Genomic DNA, 16,899 nt, shown 5'->3' on the forward strand with positions numbered 1-16,899 from the left:
GAAGGACTACTTTTCGATGGTGATCCCATGGGTGTTGCAACTCCCGATTATTCGGGGGTGTTGCAACGATCGCTAGAACTCAAGTTCGCGGCAGTGGTTTTGACCAGTGGCTGCAAGTACTTTTGACCAGTTCTTGGCCGTGCGTGTGGCCGGGGCTTGCTGGGATTCCCTTGTCCATCCCCCGTGTCATTACGGGGAGAGCCCCTTCCTTCCGCGGTGAAATAGCGATGCCAATCGTTTTTTGTTTCACCCATCGTGGGAAGGAAGGGGCTTGATGTGAAGTCTCCAGGAGAGTTCATGGAAATTTTAGCTGCTTATGATTTGACCCGGTCGTACCGGGATGCCGCGAAGATCTGCGGCGTTTCGCACAACACTGTCCGTTCGTATGTGAAGGCCCGGCAGGAAGGCGTCCAGGCGCCGGTCGCCCGCCAGCGGGGCCGGATCACCGACCCGTTCCTGCCGCAGATGAAGTCGCTGGTCGAGCAGTCCCGCGGGAAGATCCGCGGGGACGTTGTGCACGGAAAACTCGTTGATCTGGGCTATCCCGGATCGATCCGCACGACCCGGTACGTGCTGGCCGGGCTGAAGTCGAAATATCGGGCCCAAAACACGCGTGTTCACCGCCCCTGGACTGTGGAGCCAGGTTTGTGGCTCCAATGGGACTACGGAGACGGGCCCGTCGTTGACGGCGCCAAAACGGTGTTGTTCGTGGCCTGGCTGGCGTATTCACGCTTCCGTATCGTGATTCCCTTGCGGGATAAGACGATGCCGAGCGTGTTCGCCGCCCTGGACCGCTCTTTCAGGCTCATCGGGGGCGTCCCAACGTACGTTTTGACCGACAATGAGAAAACCGTCACGATCGAGCACGTCGCCGGGGTGCCGGTCCGTAACCCGCAGATCGTCGCGTTCGCCCGGCACTACTCCACCGCCGTGCACACCTGCATGCCGGCGGACCCGGCCTCGAAGGGCGGGGTGGAGAACGCGGTCAAGATCGCCAAAGCCGACATCGTCCCCAAAGACACGAACCTGCGCTCGGACTACGCCTCCTTCGCCGAGCTGGAAGCGGCGTGCGAGGCGTTTATGGAGGATGTGAATTCCAAGGTGCACCGTGCCACCCTGGAGATCCCCAGGGACATGCTGAGACTGATCGAACAGCCCAAGCTGCACCCGGTCCCGGCAGTGCCGGTGACGGCCAGTTTCGGGCAGGTCCGGCAGGTCCCGCCGAACACGCCCATGGTCACCTACGAGCACTCCCGCTACTCCGTCCCGCACACGCTGATGGGGCAGAGGCTCTGGGTGCGCGGCACCGACGCCGAGGTCATCATTGTCCATGTCGGCGAGCAGGGGCCGGTGGAAGTCGCCCGGCACGAACTTACCCGCCCCGGCGTGCCGGCGATCATTGATTCCCATTTCCCTCCTGCTTCCGGCGGGGCCCTGGAACGGGTTATTCGCCCCACGAACAGGGCCGAGGAGGAGTTCCTGGCCTTGGGCGCCGGGGCAGCGCTCTGGCTCAAGGAAGCCGCCGCGGCCGGGACGAACAAGATCCGCCACAAGATGGAACGCGCCGCCACCCTGGCCAAGGTCATGGGCAATGACGTGGTTGACCAGGGCCTCGGCGCGGCCGCCGTGCACCACCGCTTCAGCCACGAGGACCTGGTCTCCATCATCACCAACACCGCCACCGGCCAGCCGCCAAGCACCATCAGCACTACCCGGCACACCGTCACCGATCAAGGCCAGTGGCTGAGTCAGGGCACCAGCGCATGGGCCAACTTCGGCACCGCCAGCACAAATACCAGCGACGATATTGATCTTGAAGGAGCCACCGAATGAGCGCGACAACCCTTGCCGCCAGCCCGCTGGCGGATGTGGAGCACATCATCGCCTTGATGCGCACCACCCGCATGCCGCACGCCCGCGCCGTGGTCGCCGAGGTGTTGGCGACCGCGAAGGCCCAGCGCTGGGACCCCACAGAAGTCATTCGCGTCCTGCTCGAGGCCGAGGCGACCGGCAGGAACCGGTCGATGCTAACCACCCGGCGTAAACGCGCGGGGTTTCCCACCGGGAAAACCTTCGATGTCTGGGACGAGTCCCTCTCCACCCTCCCTGCGGCGACGACCTCGTTCCTGCGGACCCTGGAGTGGGTGCGGCGGCGGGAGAACCTGATCGCGTGCGGGCCCTCCGGGACCGGGAAGACCCTGCTGCTGGAATCCCTGGGCCAGCAGGCCATCGACGAAGGCATGTCCGTGTCGTGGCTGAGCCTGGAGGACCTCGGCGCCCTCGTGCGCCGGCACCGCATCGATGACAGCGTGAACAAAGCCATCACCCGCGTTACCAGCGTGGATTTGATTTGCATCGATGACATCGGACTCCTGCCGGTTTCCGGCGATGCCGCCGAGGGCTTCTACCGCGTCGTGGAGGCCTCCTACGAGAAGCGATCCCTGGCGATCAGCTCGAATATCCACCCCAGCGGCTTTGATGAGCTGATGCCCAAAACCATCGCCACCGCGACCGTGGACCGGCTTATGCACCACGCGCACCTATGCCAAACCAGCGGCGAGTCCGTCCGGCTCATGCAAGCCCAAAACGGGAAAGGAACCCGCCCGATGAACTAACCCGCAACGTGGTCAGGCGCCCCAACCCCAGCATGCCCCAGGCGCCTGACCAGTGTTCAAAAGTACTTGCCGCCACCGGTCAGTCCATTGCAGCCACCGGTCAACGCAAACTGCAGCCAGCGGTCAGTTTAAAGTTGCAGTTGACAAACGTTCATGGTCGGTCCAGTTTATGGCGACACGGCGGGAATTTTCGGTCCAGGCCGGCGTTAGGTCTGAGTATGAAAGCAATCGTGTACCGTGCCACGGGTGATCCGTCTGTTCTCGAACTCGTCGACCGCGAGATCCGCGACCCGGGGCGCGGGGAGGTGTGCGTGCGGATCATGGTCTCTGCCGTGAACCCCACCGACTGGAAGTCGCGCCGCGGCGCCAGACCGGGCGAGCCCTTGCCCTTCGCGGAGGTCGTGCCGAACCAAGACGGCGCCGGAATGGTGGACGCCGTCGGACCCGGCGTCGAGCATCTCCACGTCGGTGACAGGGTCTGGGTGGCCTTGGCCGCCTACCAGCGCGCCGACGGCGGGACAGCCCAAGAGTTCGCCGTCCTGCCGGCCGAGCGGGTCTTTCCGCTGCCGGAGAGTGCCGCGTTCGACCTCGGCGCAAGCCTGGGCGTTCCCGCGATCACCGCCCACAGGGCCCTGACCATCGCCGAGGACGGCCCGCGGCGGCTGCGCCCGGGAGCCTTGGACGGCAAGGTAGTTCTCGTTGCTGGAGGGGCCGGCGCCGTGGGCCATGCGGCGATCCAGCTCGCTAAGTGGGCTGGCGCCGTTGTGATCACGACCGTGAGTGGACCGGCGAAGGCTGCGCTGGTCACGGCCGCCGGCGCTGATCACGTCATCAATTACCGGGAAAGCCACGCGGCCGCGGAGATCCGCCGGATCGCTCCCGAGGGCGTCGACCAGATCGTGGAGGTGGCGCCCGCGCAGAACGCGGAACTCGACCTGGCAGTAATCCGCAACCGCGGCTCCATCGCGGTCTACGCCAACAACGGCGGCGATCAGGTGACCCTGGACGTGCGCAGGCACTTCAGCCTCAACGTCCGCTACCAGTTCGTGTTGCTCTACACCGTTGGCATGGCGGCGGTGCACGCCGCCGCCGAGGACATCAATGCGGCCATCGCCGACGGCGCCATTCCGGTCGGAGAGGCCGCAGGTCTGCCGCTGCATCGCTTTGACCTAGCTAACACGGCTGCGGCCCACGCGGCGGTGGAAGCGAGCATCATCGGCAAGGTGCTGATCGATGTGTCAGCGAGCTAGCCGATAACGCCTCGGGAGCCTCGCGGGGGCAATCACGCGCCAAGATATTGTCGATTCGGATGACAACTTGGACTTCATCAACGATCGTCTGTTCGCCCACTGCGGGCCGACCGGATCTCGTTCACCCGGTCCCGGCCTGGGAACAAGAACGGCGGCGCGCCCACGTGGAGCAGAAGAACGGTTGCAATTGGCCGGAAACCAGCCTTCCGTCAAGCTACGGTCGCCTCGGCTCTGGGACTACGACGGCGCTGGCAGGGAACTTGCTGCAGTTTGGCTGCCGCAGGGGCGAGGAGCCTTATGCCGTCCCGGTATGCCCATCCCCGGACTTTGGTCTTAGACAGCATCCCTAGGCCGGCCCGACACTGGAAGGATACTCGCGACCGAAAGGTATCCCATGTCCGTATCAGTGGAAACTTCCGCCGGATTTGCCAACTCGTCCGGTGACATCAGCGTCCCTGCCCGGAAGCCGCACCTCGCGCAGCGCACCCTCGCCGCACGGCCTTCCGAAGTCCGCAAAGTGTTCAGGGCCGCCCAGCGGCCGGGCATGATCTCCTTTGCCAACGGCGCCCCCTACCTCGGCGCCCTTCCGTTCGAGCGGATCGCGGCGGACGCACAGCGGATCCTGCTCGACAGCGGCGAACGCTCCTTCCAATACGGCTCCAGCGACGGTATTCCTGAGCTCCGCGCCCACATTTCCGAACTAATGAAACTCGAGGGCATCACGGCCGGTCCGGACCGGGTCATCGTGACCTCCGGTAGCCAGCAGGCCCTGGACGTAGCCGCCCGCGTCCTCGTCAACCCGGGCGACGTCATCTTCGCGGAGGCCCCGTCCTACGCCGGCGGCATGGCCGTGTTCACCAGTTACGAGGCCGACATTGTCCACGTCCCTATAGACGCCGACGGCCTGATCCCGGCGGAACTCGAACGGCTCATCCGCGAAGTCCGCGCCGCCGGCAAGACCGCCAGGGGCCTCTACACCATCCCCAACTTCCAGAACCCCGGCGGAGTGAACCTCTCCGCCGAACGCCGCCTGCAGGTCGGCGAGCTGTGCCGCAGCAACGACCTGCTGATCTTCGAGGACAACCCCTATGGGCTCCTGGGCTTCGACGGGGAAACCATGCCTGCCATCCAGCCCGGCTTCGAGGACATCACGCTGTACTTCGGCTCGTTCTCCAAGATGATTGCGCCTGGCCTGCGCGTGGGCTGGGTCCTGCCGCCGGCGTCGCTGTACGGCCACCTGCTCAATGCAAGCGAAACCTCACAGCTCAACCCCTCGGTGTACTCGCAGCAGCTCATCAGCGCCTACCTGGACGATCCCGCCTGGGAAGACAAGCTGGCCGAATACCGGGCCATCTACCGGGAGAAGTTCACCGCCCTGGTGGAAAAACTCGCGATGGTCATGCCCGCCGGCACCACCTGGAACCGGCCCACCGGCGGCTTCTACCTTTGGGTGAAGGTCCCGGCCGGGATCGACACCGAAGCGCTCGTCTACGACTGCATCGAACGCGGCGTGGTGTACGTCCCAGGAACCGCCTTCTACACGAACGGCAGCGGCCACAGCGAACTGCGGATGTCCTTCTGCCTGCCGTCCCTGGACGATATCCGCAAGGGCGCCGCCATCCTCGGCGAGGTATTCAGCGCCGCCGTTGCGGGAGCAGCAACCTCGGATTAGTCGCACTGCGAAGCAACAACGTGAGGCGCCCCCAGAGCTGTCTGGGGGCGCCTCACGGATATATGGATGTTTCAGATCGGATTACACAGTGGCCGGCGCGGCTTCCGTATGACGGCCAAAAAAGATCTCGAATGAATCGAAATCGATCAGCCGTCGGGTGCCGGTGATGGTGTCCTGAATCCAGAACACTCCCAATTCCGGGTGGGCTTCTTCGATGTGGCCACGGTGGTGAACTTTGTGGTTCTGCCGTGCCTCGATGAGATCACCAAGGCAAAGGTGGCTGAAGTCATAGGACCGGAACTTGTCGGAGGGTAGGGCGGTCATGTGGGGTCCTGGGTGGGGGTGGGTGTCTGGGGCCGTGCCCGGTGGTTCTGCCGTTTTTTCATCGGGGATTCCCGCCACCTACTTCGCCGTGCGGATCAGTTTCCGGTTCACGAACTCGTCCATGCCGTACTTGCCCAGTTCGCGGCCCACGCCGGAGCGCTTGATGCCGCCAAAAGGCAGCTCGGCAGCGGTGCCGGGGGCGTGGTTGATGTACACCATGCCGGCATCCAGGCGGTCTGCGATCTCCGCGGCCTTCTCCGGGTCGGTGGACTGGATCACGGCGCCCAGCCCGTAGACGGAGTTGTTGGCCAGCTCCACGGCCTCGTCCTCGGAGGAAACCCGGTACAGCACCGCCACCGGGCCGAACAGCTCCTCGTAGAAGGCGCGCATGTCCTCGGTGACCCCGGCCAGGATCGTCGGCTGGAACCAGGATCCCGGCTGATCCAGCCGGCCGCCGCCGGTGAGCACGCTGGCGCCCTTGGCGACGGCGTCGTCCACCTGCTCTGCCAGCCCGTCCAACGCGGCGGCAGAGGCCAGCGGCCCCATGAACGTGTCCGCCTCGGTGGGGTCACCCACCTTCACGGAGGTCACAGCTCCTATGAATTTCTCCACGAACCGGTCATACACAGCGTCCGCCACGATGATCCGTTTGGCCGCGTTGCAGGCCTGGCCGGTGTTGCCGAAGCGGCCGAACAGGGCGTGCGTGGCCGCCTGGTCAAGGTCCGCGGAGTCCAGCACCAGGAACGGGTCCGAGCCGCCGAGTTCGAGGACCACCTTCTTGAGGTTCCGGCCGGCGATCTCCGCGACGGCCGATCCAGCGCGCTCGGAACCCGTCAGCGAGACACCCTGCACGCGCGGGTCGGCGATGATGTCCGCCACCTGCCCGTTCGTGGCGAAGATGTTCAGGTACGCACCGTCGGGCGCGCCAGCGTCGCGGAAGATCTGTTCCATGGCCAGCGCGGATTCCGGGCACTGCGGGGCGTGCTTGAGCAGGATGGTGTTCCCGTTCATCAGGTTGGGCGCGGCGAACCGGGCCACCTGGTAGTACGGGAAGTTCCACGGCATGATCCCCAGCAGCACGCCCAGGCCGTCCTTGCGGACGATTGCCGTGCCGCCGGCCGCGACCTCCAGCTCCTCGTCCTCGAGGAAGGCCGGGCCGTTTTCGGCGTAGTACCGGTAGATGGACGCCACGATGTCCACCTCGATCTGTGCCTGGAAGGCGGGTTTGCCCATCTCGCGGGTAATGATCGCGGCAAGCTCGTCGCGGCGCTCGGTGTACAGCTCGGCCACGCGGCCCAGCAGCTTCACCCGGTCCGCCAGTGCCGTGCGGTTCCAGGCCTTGAAGGCGGCGTTGGCGGTGGTTACTGCGGCGTTGATCTGCTCGTCGGTGGCGGTGGGGTAGGCCTTGACGGTCTCCCCGGTGGCCGGGTTGGTGACGGCATAGAGGCTCATGATGTGCTCCTTCAGTCGGGTTGGATCGGTTAGGGGAGGGCTATCGCAGGGTCGGCGATGACGTGGATGATGGCCGGGATGCGCTGGTCCTGGACAGCTTTCAGGGAACGTTCGACGGCGATCGCGGCCTGGTCGTCGCTGGTCACCGTTTCGCCGTGGCCGCCGAAGGCGCGGGCGTAGGCCGCGAAGTCGGGGTTGGCCAGCTGGGTGCCGCTGACGCGGCCCGGGAAATGGTGTTCCTGGTGGTCCCGGATGGTGCCGTACTGGCCGTTGTCCATCACGATGATGAGCATCGCGGCGCCGTACTGCACTGCCGTGGCGAACTCCTGGCCGTTCATCAGGAATTCCCCGTCGCCGGCGATGGCCACGGCCAGGCGCTCCGGGCTTTGCAGTGACGCGGCCACTGCCGCCGGCACGCTGTAGCCCATGGAACCGTTGCGCATGCTCAGTTGCGACGGGAACACGTTCGTGGGCAGGTACCGCTGTGCCCAGGCGCAGTGGTTGCCTGCGCCGAAGCTGTATACGGCGTCCTGCGGCAGGCGCCGGACCAGTTCGGACACCACGGCGCTCATGTGGCCGGTGCCTTCACGGGTTGCCGGCAGGGCTGACACGTCCGGGAGTTCGCTGAACGCAGCCTGCGCGGACCGGCCGGCGGCACGCCAGGAGTCCCACTCGGCGGCCTTGCCAAGCCGCAGGTCCTTGACGGCCGCGGCGAAGGCCACCGGGCTTGCCAGAATGTGGGCCGTCACGGCGCCGGAGCGTCCCCGCAGGGAACTGTCGATGTTGACCACGATGTTCGTGGCGCCCAGTGACTGCCGCAGGGTATAGCCGTCGGTGGGAACGTCGGTGGGCACCGCGCCAATGGCCAGCAGCACATCGGCCTCGGCAAAGATCCGGGCGGTCTCCGCGGTGCGGCCGTAGCCCAGGGCGCCGACGAACACCTCGGAATCGAACGGGATCCGGTCCGAGGCGCGCCAGTCCTGGATGACCGGGATGCCGTTGGCCTCGGCGAAGCTGGTGACTGCTGCAGCGGCGGCGGGGGTCCAGCGCTGGCCGCCCACAAAGAGGGCGGGCTTTTCTGCACCCGCCAGGGCGGTGCGGACCAAGTCCAGCTCAGCCGCGGACACTGCCCCTTCGGCCACGGCCATGGGCGCGTGCAGGCCACCGGTGAACTCGTGGGTGATGACGTCTTCCGGCAGGCCCACGATCACGGGACCGGGGCGCCCTGACTTGGCGGCGAAGAATGCTTCGGCAACCACTTCCGAGGCCCGCGAGGCTTCGTCGAGGACCAGGACGCGTTTGGCCTGGGTGCCGAACCATGCCTTCGGATCGAACTCCTGGAAGGACTCACGCTCGCGGTCTGCCACGGGGATCAGGCCCACGAACAGGACCATGGGTGTGGCGTCCTGCCAGGCGGCGTGGATGGCAACGAAGGCATTTGCGGCGCCCGGCCCGCGGGTCACCATGGCCACGCCGGGCTCGCCCGTGAACTTGCCGTGGGCTTCGGCCATGTAGGCTGCGCCGCCTTCCTGGCGGCACACTATGGTCTCGATGTCCGCTCCGTGGAGCCCGTCGAGCACGGCGAGGTAGCTTTCGCCGGGGACTGCGAATACGCGGTTGACCCCGTGCAGGACCAGTGAGTCAACGATCGCTTGGCCGGCGTGGGTTGTCGTCTTCAAAGTAGTGCTCCTCAACAGAGTGGCCAGGATCTGGCCGTCGGTGGCGGCCGGCTGCAGTGCCGGCGCCAAGGGGTTTCCTCAAGTATTGGCAGCCAAGTTCATGCTGTCTAATACATATAAAGTTGAAAATAGATAACCAAAGAGCATGAATAACGACGGCGGCAGTCACCGCTGCGGCGCAGCCGCGCGTGGCCGCCCGGGTGACCGTGAAGGCCGCCTAATCCGGAAAGCTGCCGTGCACCAGTTCGCCGCCCACCACGGTGGCCGCCACGCGAACGTCGCGGAGGGCATTGGCGGGAACCTCGTAAATGTCCTCGGTCAGGGCCACGAAGTCGGCCAGCATGCCCGGTGCCAGCGAGCCTTTGTAGTGGTCCTCGTGCACTGCATGCGCGCTGCCCACGGTGTAGGCGCGCACGGCCTGGGCCACGCTGATGCGTTCCTCCGGTCCGAAGTCGGCACCCGAGGACGTACGCCGGTTCACCAGATCGTGGATGTTCAGGAGCGGATCGCCGGACACTACGGGCGCATCGCTGCTGGCAGGGATCTCGATCCCGGCGTCGAGCAGGGACTTCACCCGGTAGGCAAGACGCGTCCGCTCCGGTCCCAGTGCCCTTGCTGCCCCGTCACCGAGTTCGCTGATGAAGCGGCCCTGCGGGACGGGGATCAGACCCAGGGATGCCAGCCGTTTGATTTGGTCATCGCCGGCGACGTTGACGTGTTCCACCCGGTGGCGCGCGTCCGGACGGGGGTAGAGCTGCTGGGCTTCCTCGAAGATGTCCAGCACCACATCCAGCGCTGCATCGCCGATGGCGTGGGTCGCCACCTGCCAGCCCGCCCGGTGCGCGCCGATGACGCGGCGGCGCAGTTCCTGGGCCGGGAACTGCAGGAGCCCGCGGTTGCCGGCCGGCTCGCCGGCCGCGTGCTGGTAGTCGCAGCACATAAACGCGCTGCGGCCGATCAGCGAACCATCGGACAGGATCTTGGCCGGACCTAGCCGGAGCCATTCGTCGCCGAAGCCGGAGCGCATGCCCAGGTCCAAGCCCATTCGGGAAACCGCGCCGTTGTGGCCGTCCTGCTCGGCGTCGCCCAACCCGTGCAGAGTGGTCAGATAGGGCATTACCGTGGCGCGCACGCCGAGCTTCCCGGCATCGCGCGCGGCCTGGTAGCCGGCAATATCGGACAGGGTGTGGCCGATGTGCTGCGGGGCCCCAAGGCCGGGCTCGGTGATGCTGGTGACGCCAAGTTCCAGCAGGGCGGCGCTGCCCGCGCCCACCATCTCGGCCACATCCTCCACTCCGGGCCCCGGAATGGCATCCATGACCAGTGCCCGTGCGGTCTCCTGAAGCAGCCCGATGGCCCTGCCGTCCGCGCCGGCAGGTGCGGCCCCGCCGTCAGGCGTGGTGACATTGCTGCGGCCGGCATAGCCGGCCCGCTCGAAGGCTGCCGTATTGGCCACCCCCATGTGCCGCGAGTTGTGCATAAGCCACACCGGATGGCCATGGCTGACAGCGTCGAGCTGCTCCGCCGTGGGGTGCCGGTTGCCCAGGTGGTTCTGGTCGTATCCGGCACCCTGGACCCATGCCCCTTCCGGCGCCGCGAGGCAGGCGCGGTCCACGGCGGCCAGCAGTTCGTCCATGGTGGCGCACACTGCGGGGCGGAGGTCGGCCTGGACCAGTGCCTGGCCCACATAGCTCAGGTGGCAGTGGGCATCGTTGAAACCTGGGACTACGGCGGTGCCCGCCAGGTCGAACACGTCGCGGAAGAGTGATGCGGGCAGGTCGTCGTCGAGGCTGATGATGCGCCCGTTGTGGACGCCCACGCTGCGCGCCTGCGGACGCCGGACGTCCTGGGTGTAGAACGATCCATTGGTGTACAGCGTGTCCAAGAGCATGCAGTTCTCCCGATGTGTGTGGATGCATCATTGCGATCCATCAAGTATCGGAAGCGGGGACTCATGCTGTCTAATGTTTATTTGGTTGATTGCTCATGCTCATCAGGCATGATCAGTAATCTTCGCGTCAGGGATAACGGCACCCTGCCGCTGGAGGAAGTTGCGGATCCGTCGGGCCACCGCCCGGATGGTGTCCTCCGCGAAATGGCCCGGGATCCAGGCGGCGTGCAGGGGAAGTCGAAGGGCCGGGCCGGGCTGCGCTTCCGTGCCTGCCAGGATCCGGATTCGGTGGGTGCCGTAGGCGGGCAGGTCGGTGGTGACCCCGACGCCGTGTCCGGCTGCCGCCAGTGCCATGATGGTCTGCCCGTCATCGCATTCGGACACCTCGCGGAAGCTCAGATGCGCCTGGTTCAGTGCGTCGTCCAGGATGTAGCGGCTGACGCTCTGGTGCGAGGGGAGGATGGCGTGCTGACCGGACAGGACCGATAGCGGGAGTTCGGTGACGCCGTCGAGGGCCCATTCGTGTTCCGCCGCGACGTAGGCGCTCAGGGGGATGCTGCCCAACGCCATGGTGGCCAGGCCTGGCTCTGGTGGTGCGGGCGAGACGGCAAAATCGCAGCCGTGAAGCAGCGCCTCGGCTATGGCGAAGTGGCTAGTTTCCTGGGTGATGATGAGCGGATCGTCGGGCCCCGTTGTGGCGATGTATGGCGCCAGGAAGCCGCGGACGGAAGCGGCCGTGGCCGCGGCAACCAGGGTGGCCACCCGTCCGGTCCGCAGGGCATCCGCGGCAGCTTCGAGGCCCTGGGTCTCCAGCATGAGGCGGCGGGCGGCGGGAATGAACGCACGGCCGGCGGGGGTAAGCGCCAGCTTGTTGCCCTGCGCCTCGAACAGGCGTAGCTTGAGCTCGTTTTCCAGGGTCTTGATTTGCCGGCTGAGCGCGGGCTGTGCGATGTGGATCCGTTCGGCGGCGGCGGTCACGGTGCCGGCGTCCACGACGGCAAGGAAGTACTGCAGGCGGCGAAGGTTCATGGCAACAGCATGCTCTTTGGGTATACCTAAATGCAAGAAGAAGTATTGGCGGGTATGCAACGCCTCACAGTACGTTTCATGGGCAGAGCCGTCCGCGCTCTCAGCCCATCGACATTGCACCGCCATTTGAGGACCTCCCATGACACATCTCCCATCCCGAGCAGCGAACACACCGCCTGCAGCGCCGCCCACCCCGGCGCCGCCCGTCCCTGCAGCGGCACCGTCCAGCCCCGGCAAGGTGGTGGCTGCCGCCTTCATCGGCACCGCGCTGGAGTGGTACGACTTCTTCCTCTTCGGAACCACCGCAGCGATCGTCTTTGCGCCGCTGTTCTTCCCCAGCGGCGATCCCGTGGCCTCCACCGTCTCCGCGTTCTTGAGCTTCAGCGCAGCGTTCATCGCCCGCCCCATCGGTGCTCTGATCTTCGGGCACGTCGGTGACAAGTACGGCCGGCGCGGCGCCCTGGTGGCCACTGTGATGATCATGGGAGCCGCCTCCACGCTTATGGGGCTGCTGCCCACCTACGGAACGGCTGGCGTCGTTGCCCCCGTTCTGCTGACTCTCCTGCGTGCGGTCCAGGGCGTTGCCACCGGCGGCGAGTGGGGCGGAGCCACCCTGATGGCCATTGAGTACGCCCCGGCGAAACGCCGAGGGCTGTACGCGGCGCTGGTCCAGCTGGGATCACCGGTGGGCACCCTGCTCTCCACCGGAGCCATCACGCTGGTGGCCCTGCTGCCCAAAGACGACTTCATGGCCTGGGGCTGGCGGCTGCCGTTCATTGCCTCGATTGTCCTGGTGGCCGTGGCGCTCTGGCTCCGCTGGAACGTGGCGGAGACGCCGGAGTTCCAGGAACTCAAAGCCAGTGACGGAACCAAGAAGGTCCCGGTGGTCGAACTGTTCCGCCAGTACAAGGCGAAGCTGGCCATCGGCGTGTGCACGTACCTGGTGGGCAACGCCGGCTTCTTCATCCTCACCACGTTCATGATCAGCTACGTCACCCGGGTCCTGGGCCTGCCGTCAACCGTGATCCTCACGGCCATGACCGTCGGCGCCGTGGCCCAGATGGTCATGACCGTGCTGGCCGGCCGCCTGGCCGACCGCTTCGGCGCGGCACGGGTGGGCATCATTGGCTACTCGATCTTCATTTCCTTGGCCTTCCCCATCTTCTGGCTCGTGGACAGCCGGGATCCGGGACTGATCGTCCTGGCCATGGTGCTGGCCTTCGGCCCCTGCGCCATCACGTACGCCATCATCGGCGCCCTGATCGACAGGCTCTTCCCGGCGGAGGTCAAGTACACCGGCATGGGGCTGTCCGCCAACCTGTCTGCCGTCGTGGCCGGGTTCATGCCGGCGCTGGCCACGGTCTTCCTCACCTTCTCCGGCAATGCGTCGTGGGGACCCGCTTCGCTCCTGGTGGTCATCGGCCTGATCTCGCTGGGCGGCGCCATCGCCACCTCAAAGGTGCGGGCCGCCTAGCCCGGGCATCCCGGTCAGGCGCCCAGCTCAGGCGTCCCGCCGGTATCGCACAGCCCCGCCGGTGACGGTCATGTGGACCTTGGTGTCCCTGACCCCGGCGGGGTCAGCTGTGAAAATATCCGTTCCGAGCACCGCGAAGTCGGCGAGCGTTCCGGGGGCCAGAGTGCCCTTGAGCGACTCCTCGCCGGAGGCAAGCGCCGGGGCCGCGCAGTACGCGTGCAACGCCTCCGCCAGTGAGATGCGCTCCTGCGGTTCCCAGCCGCCGTCGGGCTCCCCGGCCGCGGTGGTCCGCGTCATGGCGGCATGCAGGCCGTGGAACGGGTTGGGGACCTCCACGGGGGAGTCGGAGCCGAAGGCCACCGTGGCCCCGGCATCGAGCAGGCTCCGCCAGGCGTAGGACGCCAGGCCCCGGCCCTCAACCATGCCCAGAATGGGCAGATCGCTGGGGCAGTGCTGCGGCTGCATGGACGCCACCACACCCAGTTCCGCCACCCGCAGGACATCCGCGGGCTGCAGAAACTGCACATGCTCAATCCGGTGCCGCAGGCCGTTCCGCCTGGTGGTATCCCGAATCGCGGCCAAGGCGTCCAGGACCAGGGTGTTGGCGCGGTCGCCAATGGCATGGACCGCGACGGCGATGCCTGCCTCCGCCGCCTGGCTGGCCAGCGCCAGCAGCTCAGGATAGGCCGTCACCTCCACCCCGTGGCCGGTGCCGCCCGGAAAGGGATGGCTCATGTGGCACGTGTGTGATCCCGCCGCGCCGTCGGCAAAGATCTTCACGGCGCCGTGCCGGATCCAGCTGTCTCCTTGGCCGGTCCGGACGCCGGCCTCGATCGAGGCCTCAAGGTCGTCCTGGGGCAGCAACTTGTGGACGCGCAGGGCCAGCCCTTCCTCCTCGCGCAGGGTTCGGTAGGCGGCCAAGGCATCAGCGCCGTCGATATCGTGGACGCCGGTGATGCCCAAGGACAGCAGGTACCGCTGCGCCTCCTTCAGCTGTTCCGGAAGGTTTCCGGAGACCCCCGACGCCGCCAGTTTCCGCACCGGGTAGACGGCGCTTTCCCGCAGGATCCCGGTTGCCTCACGGGCGGCGTCGCGGACTATTTCCCCGCCCGCCGGGTGGGGTGTGTCCCGGGTGATGCCCAGCAGTTGCAATGCCTGCGAGTTGGCCCAGACCGTGTGGCCGTCAGCGCTGGTGAGGGACACAGGATTGCCCGGGCAGACCGCGTCCAGGCTGGTCCTGTCCGGCTGCACCGGAACCTGCCATTTGTTGAAATCCCACCAACCGCCCAGGATCCACTCGCCTGCCCGGTAGCGCGGCAGAACGGCGCTGACGCCGGCCAGTGCTTCGGCCAGGCTGCCCGCGCCCCGCAGATCCACCTCGTGCATGGACCGGGCCAGGCTGGCGGTGTGGATGTGGGCGTCGGTCATACCAGGAATCACGACGGCGTTGCCCAGGTCCACGGTGTTGGTTCCCGCGGGTGCGTGGGCACGGAGTTCGGCCGCCGGGCCGGCTGCCAGGATGACGCCGTCCGCCACCAGCAGGGCTTCGGCGCAGGGCTGGGCCGGGTTGAGGGTATGGAAGATCGCATTGGCAAAGAGGGTGGGGGTCACCGGAACAGGGTAAGGGTGCCGCGGGCGCTTTCCCGCCACCGGGTCCGCAACAAACGAGTCATATCCCGGCGCCCTTGGCGCTGGTCCCGCCCGCATCGAAGCCTTGGTCCCGCTGGGGCCGCGGAATCCCGCGCTCCATGCCCGGACGGCATGGCATCTGTAAATAATGAGTCTTAGACGTTCTGAGATGCCGGTCACATACTCGATTCTGCAGGTGTCCGCCGCCGCCTCACACCGCGGCTCCTGCGCTCGCATCGGACCAATCTAAGGACCCCTCGTGATTCAGACTTTCCCGCCCACCGCAGGCACTGCGGCCCGGCGCGGCCGCAGGCTCGCACCGTTGGCCGCCGCTGCCGTGGCCATCGCCGTCGCCGCCACCGGCTGCACCACGGGCAGCGCTCCTACCGGTTCCACCGCCGCCGGGCAGGCTTCCACCGACACCATCCGGACCGTGGTCAACGCCGACCCCACCAGTTTTGCTCCGGTAGAGGTCCGCAACGCCGACGACTACGGCATCAACCGCCTCCTGTTCTCCACATTGGTACGCCGCGACGAGAACAACAAGATCGTGCCGGACCTCGCCACCAAGTGGGACATCACCCCTACGCAGGGCACGTTCACGATCCGAAGCGGTGCCACCTGCTCGGACGGTACGCCCATCACCGCAGGCGTGGTAGCGGAATCGCTCAAGGTGTTCGCGTCCCCGGACAGCAAATCCAGCTTCCGTCCGCTCGTCCTGGGCGAGGGGCCCGCGATCGTCACGGCCGATGACGCCGCCGGTACCGTCACCGTGAAGCTGGCGCAGCCGTGGACTGACCTCCTTCAGGGCCTGAGCCTGCACGCCACCGGCATCGTCTGCCCTGCCGGCCTCAAAGACCCCAAGGCGCTGACCGCGGGGGACATCCCCGGGGCGTTCTCCGGGCCGTACACCCTGACCAAAAAGCAGCACGGCGTGGCCTACACGTTCACGCTCCGTGAGGACTACAAGGCCTGGCCTGAATACCAGACCGAAATCTCGGGTACCCCGGCCAGGACCATCGAGGCCAGCGTCAACGCCAACGCCAGCGCTGTGTCCAACGAACTCCTCACCGGCACCAAGGACCTTGCCACCATCCGAGGCAAGGACGCCACCCGTTTCGACGGCAACAAGGACTTCAGCACTCAAGTGATTCCGCAGGGCAGCCTGTACATGATGTTCAACGAGCGCCCCGGCCACCCCTTCACCGACCCGGCGCTGCGTAGGGCCGTTGCCCAGGCCTTGGATTCCACGGCCTTCAACCAGGCGACCTCCGGTGGCCTCGGCGAGCTCTACTCGTCCTTCGCCCACCCGGGCGTGCCGTGCTCCAACAAGGACGCTGGACTGCTCATCAAGTCAGACCCCGCCGCGGCGAAGGCCACCCTGACCGGCGTCAAGATCCGCATGGTGGGGGCACAGGTCTTCGGCCCCAACGGCGCCGCCAACACCTACGTCGCCGAGGCACTCCGGTCCGCCGGTGCCGACATTGAACTGCGCAACGTGGACCTGGCCACCTGGAGCACTGACCTGACCCAGAAGCTGGACACCTGGGACATCACCGTGATGGGCGGCATCAACGCCGGCGGCACCATGTACGGGGCGCTCTCCACAGTCATCGGAACTCCGGTGGAAAAGGGCGGCCTTAACTGGGGCGGCCTGGAGAACCAGCCCGTCCTGGACCTCGTGTCCAAGGCCATGACCCAGACAGATGACACCGAGCGTTGCGGGACCTACCAGGAAGCCCAGAAGCTCATGATCAGCGAGGCCCATGTGATCCCGCTGGCTAGCCTGCCCTCCCAGGTGACCATCCGTTCCGGCTTCGCCATGCACACCATGAATGGCCAGCCGGACGAGAGCACCATGCGGATCACGAAGTAGCCCGGTTA

General features: G+C 66.5%; 12 protein-coding genes. 6 read left to right on the plus strand and 6 right to left on the minus strand.

Annotated elements, in window-relative coordinates:
• The first annotated feature begins 276 nt into the window (after positions 1-276).
• The 4 genes from istA to FCN77_RS10145 all read left to right on the plus strand — a co-directional run bounded on the left by istA (position 277) and on the right by FCN77_RS10145 (position 5,537).
• Positions 277-1,833 carry an IS21 family transposase gene (gene istA / locus FCN77_RS10130; protein WP_175417206.1) on the plus strand — a complete coding sequence of 519 codons (1,557 nt, stop codon included), beginning with the start codon at positions 277-279 and terminating at the stop codon, positions 1,831-1,833.
• Positions 1,830-2,615 (plus strand): ATP-binding protein, encoded by a 786-nt coding sequence (locus FCN77_RS10135; RefSeq protein ID WP_137321461.1) that lies wholly within the window; start codon positions 1,830-1,832, stop codon positions 2,613-2,615. Before istA ends, FCN77_RS10135 begins: the two co-directional genes overlap by 4 nt.
• 218 nt (positions 2,616-2,833) lie before the next feature.
• The gene (locus tag FCN77_RS10140) at positions 2,834-3,865 is read left to right on the plus strand and encodes an NADPH:quinone reductase (RefSeq protein WP_137322175.1); all 1,032 of its coding nucleotides are present in this window, start codon (positions 2,834-2,836) and stop codon (positions 3,863-3,865) included.
• A 394-nt stretch (positions 3,866-4,259) separates the two neighbouring features.
• Entirely contained in the window at positions 4,260-5,537 is a 1,278-nt protein-coding gene (locus FCN77_RS10145; RefSeq protein WP_254678923.1) for a PLP-dependent aminotransferase family protein, read from the plus strand.
• A gap of 81 nt (positions 5,538-5,618) precedes the next feature.
• Here FCN77_RS10145 and FCN77_RS10150 read toward each other — a convergent pair whose 3' ends face one another.
• The 5 genes from FCN77_RS10150 to FCN77_RS10170 form a co-directional block, all read right to left on the minus strand.
• Positions 5,619-5,861, minus strand: a complete 243-nt coding sequence (locus FCN77_RS10150; RefSeq protein WP_137322176.1) for a hypothetical protein — start codon at positions 5,859-5,861, stop codon at positions 5,619-5,621.
• Between the two features lie 78 nt (positions 5,862-5,939).
• Entirely contained in the window at positions 5,940-7,313 is a 1,374-nt protein-coding gene (locus FCN77_RS10155) for an NAD-dependent succinate-semialdehyde dehydrogenase (RefSeq protein WP_137322177.1), read from the minus strand.
• 29 nt (positions 7,314-7,342) lie between these two features.
• Positions 7,343-9,061, minus strand: coding sequence for a thiamine pyrophosphate-dependent enzyme (locus FCN77_RS10160; RefSeq protein WP_254678924.1), 1,719 nt, complete (start codon positions 9,059-9,061; stop codon positions 7,343-7,345).
• A gap of 148 nt (positions 9,062-9,209) precedes the next feature.
• Positions 9,210-10,883 carry an amidohydrolase gene (locus FCN77_RS10165; protein WP_137322178.1) on the minus strand — a complete coding sequence of 558 codons (1,674 nt, stop codon included), beginning with the start codon at positions 10,881-10,883 and terminating at the stop codon, positions 9,210-9,212.
• Between the two features lie 102 nt (positions 10,884-10,985).
• Positions 10,986-11,912 carry a LysR family transcriptional regulator gene (locus tag FCN77_RS10170; RefSeq protein WP_175417207.1) on the minus strand — a complete coding sequence of 309 codons (927 nt, stop codon included), beginning with the start codon at positions 11,910-11,912 and terminating at the stop codon, positions 10,986-10,988.
• 139 nt (positions 11,913-12,051) lie between these two features.
• On the opposite strand from FCN77_RS10170, the gene FCN77_RS10175 reads away from it, so the two are divergent.
• Entirely contained in the window at positions 12,052-13,386 is a 1,335-nt protein-coding gene (locus FCN77_RS10175; RefSeq protein WP_137322180.1) for an MFS transporter, read from the plus strand.
• A gap of 27 nt (positions 13,387-13,413) precedes the next feature.
• On the opposite strand, the gene FCN77_RS10180 is transcribed toward FCN77_RS10175, so the two are convergent.
• On the minus strand, positions 13,414-14,997 hold the full coding sequence (locus FCN77_RS10180) for an amidohydrolase (protein WP_137322181.1): 1,584 nt from the start codon (positions 14,995-14,997) through the stop codon (positions 13,414-13,416).
• A gap of 277 nt (positions 14,998-15,274) precedes the next feature.
• Here FCN77_RS10180 and FCN77_RS10185 point away from each other — a divergent pair, with 277 nt between their 5' ends.
• Positions 15,275-16,891: an ABC transporter substrate-binding protein gene (locus FCN77_RS10185; RefSeq protein WP_137322182.1), complete on the plus strand. Its 1,617-nt coding sequence runs from the start codon at positions 15,275-15,277 to the stop codon at positions 16,889-16,891.
• The last annotated feature ends 8 nt before the right edge of the window (positions 16,892-16,899 follow it).

Source organism: Arthrobacter sp. 24S4-2, from assembly GCF_005280255.1.
In the GTDB taxonomy this organism is placed as follows: Bacteria; Actinomycetota; Actinomycetes; order Actinomycetales; family Micrococcaceae; genus Arthrobacter.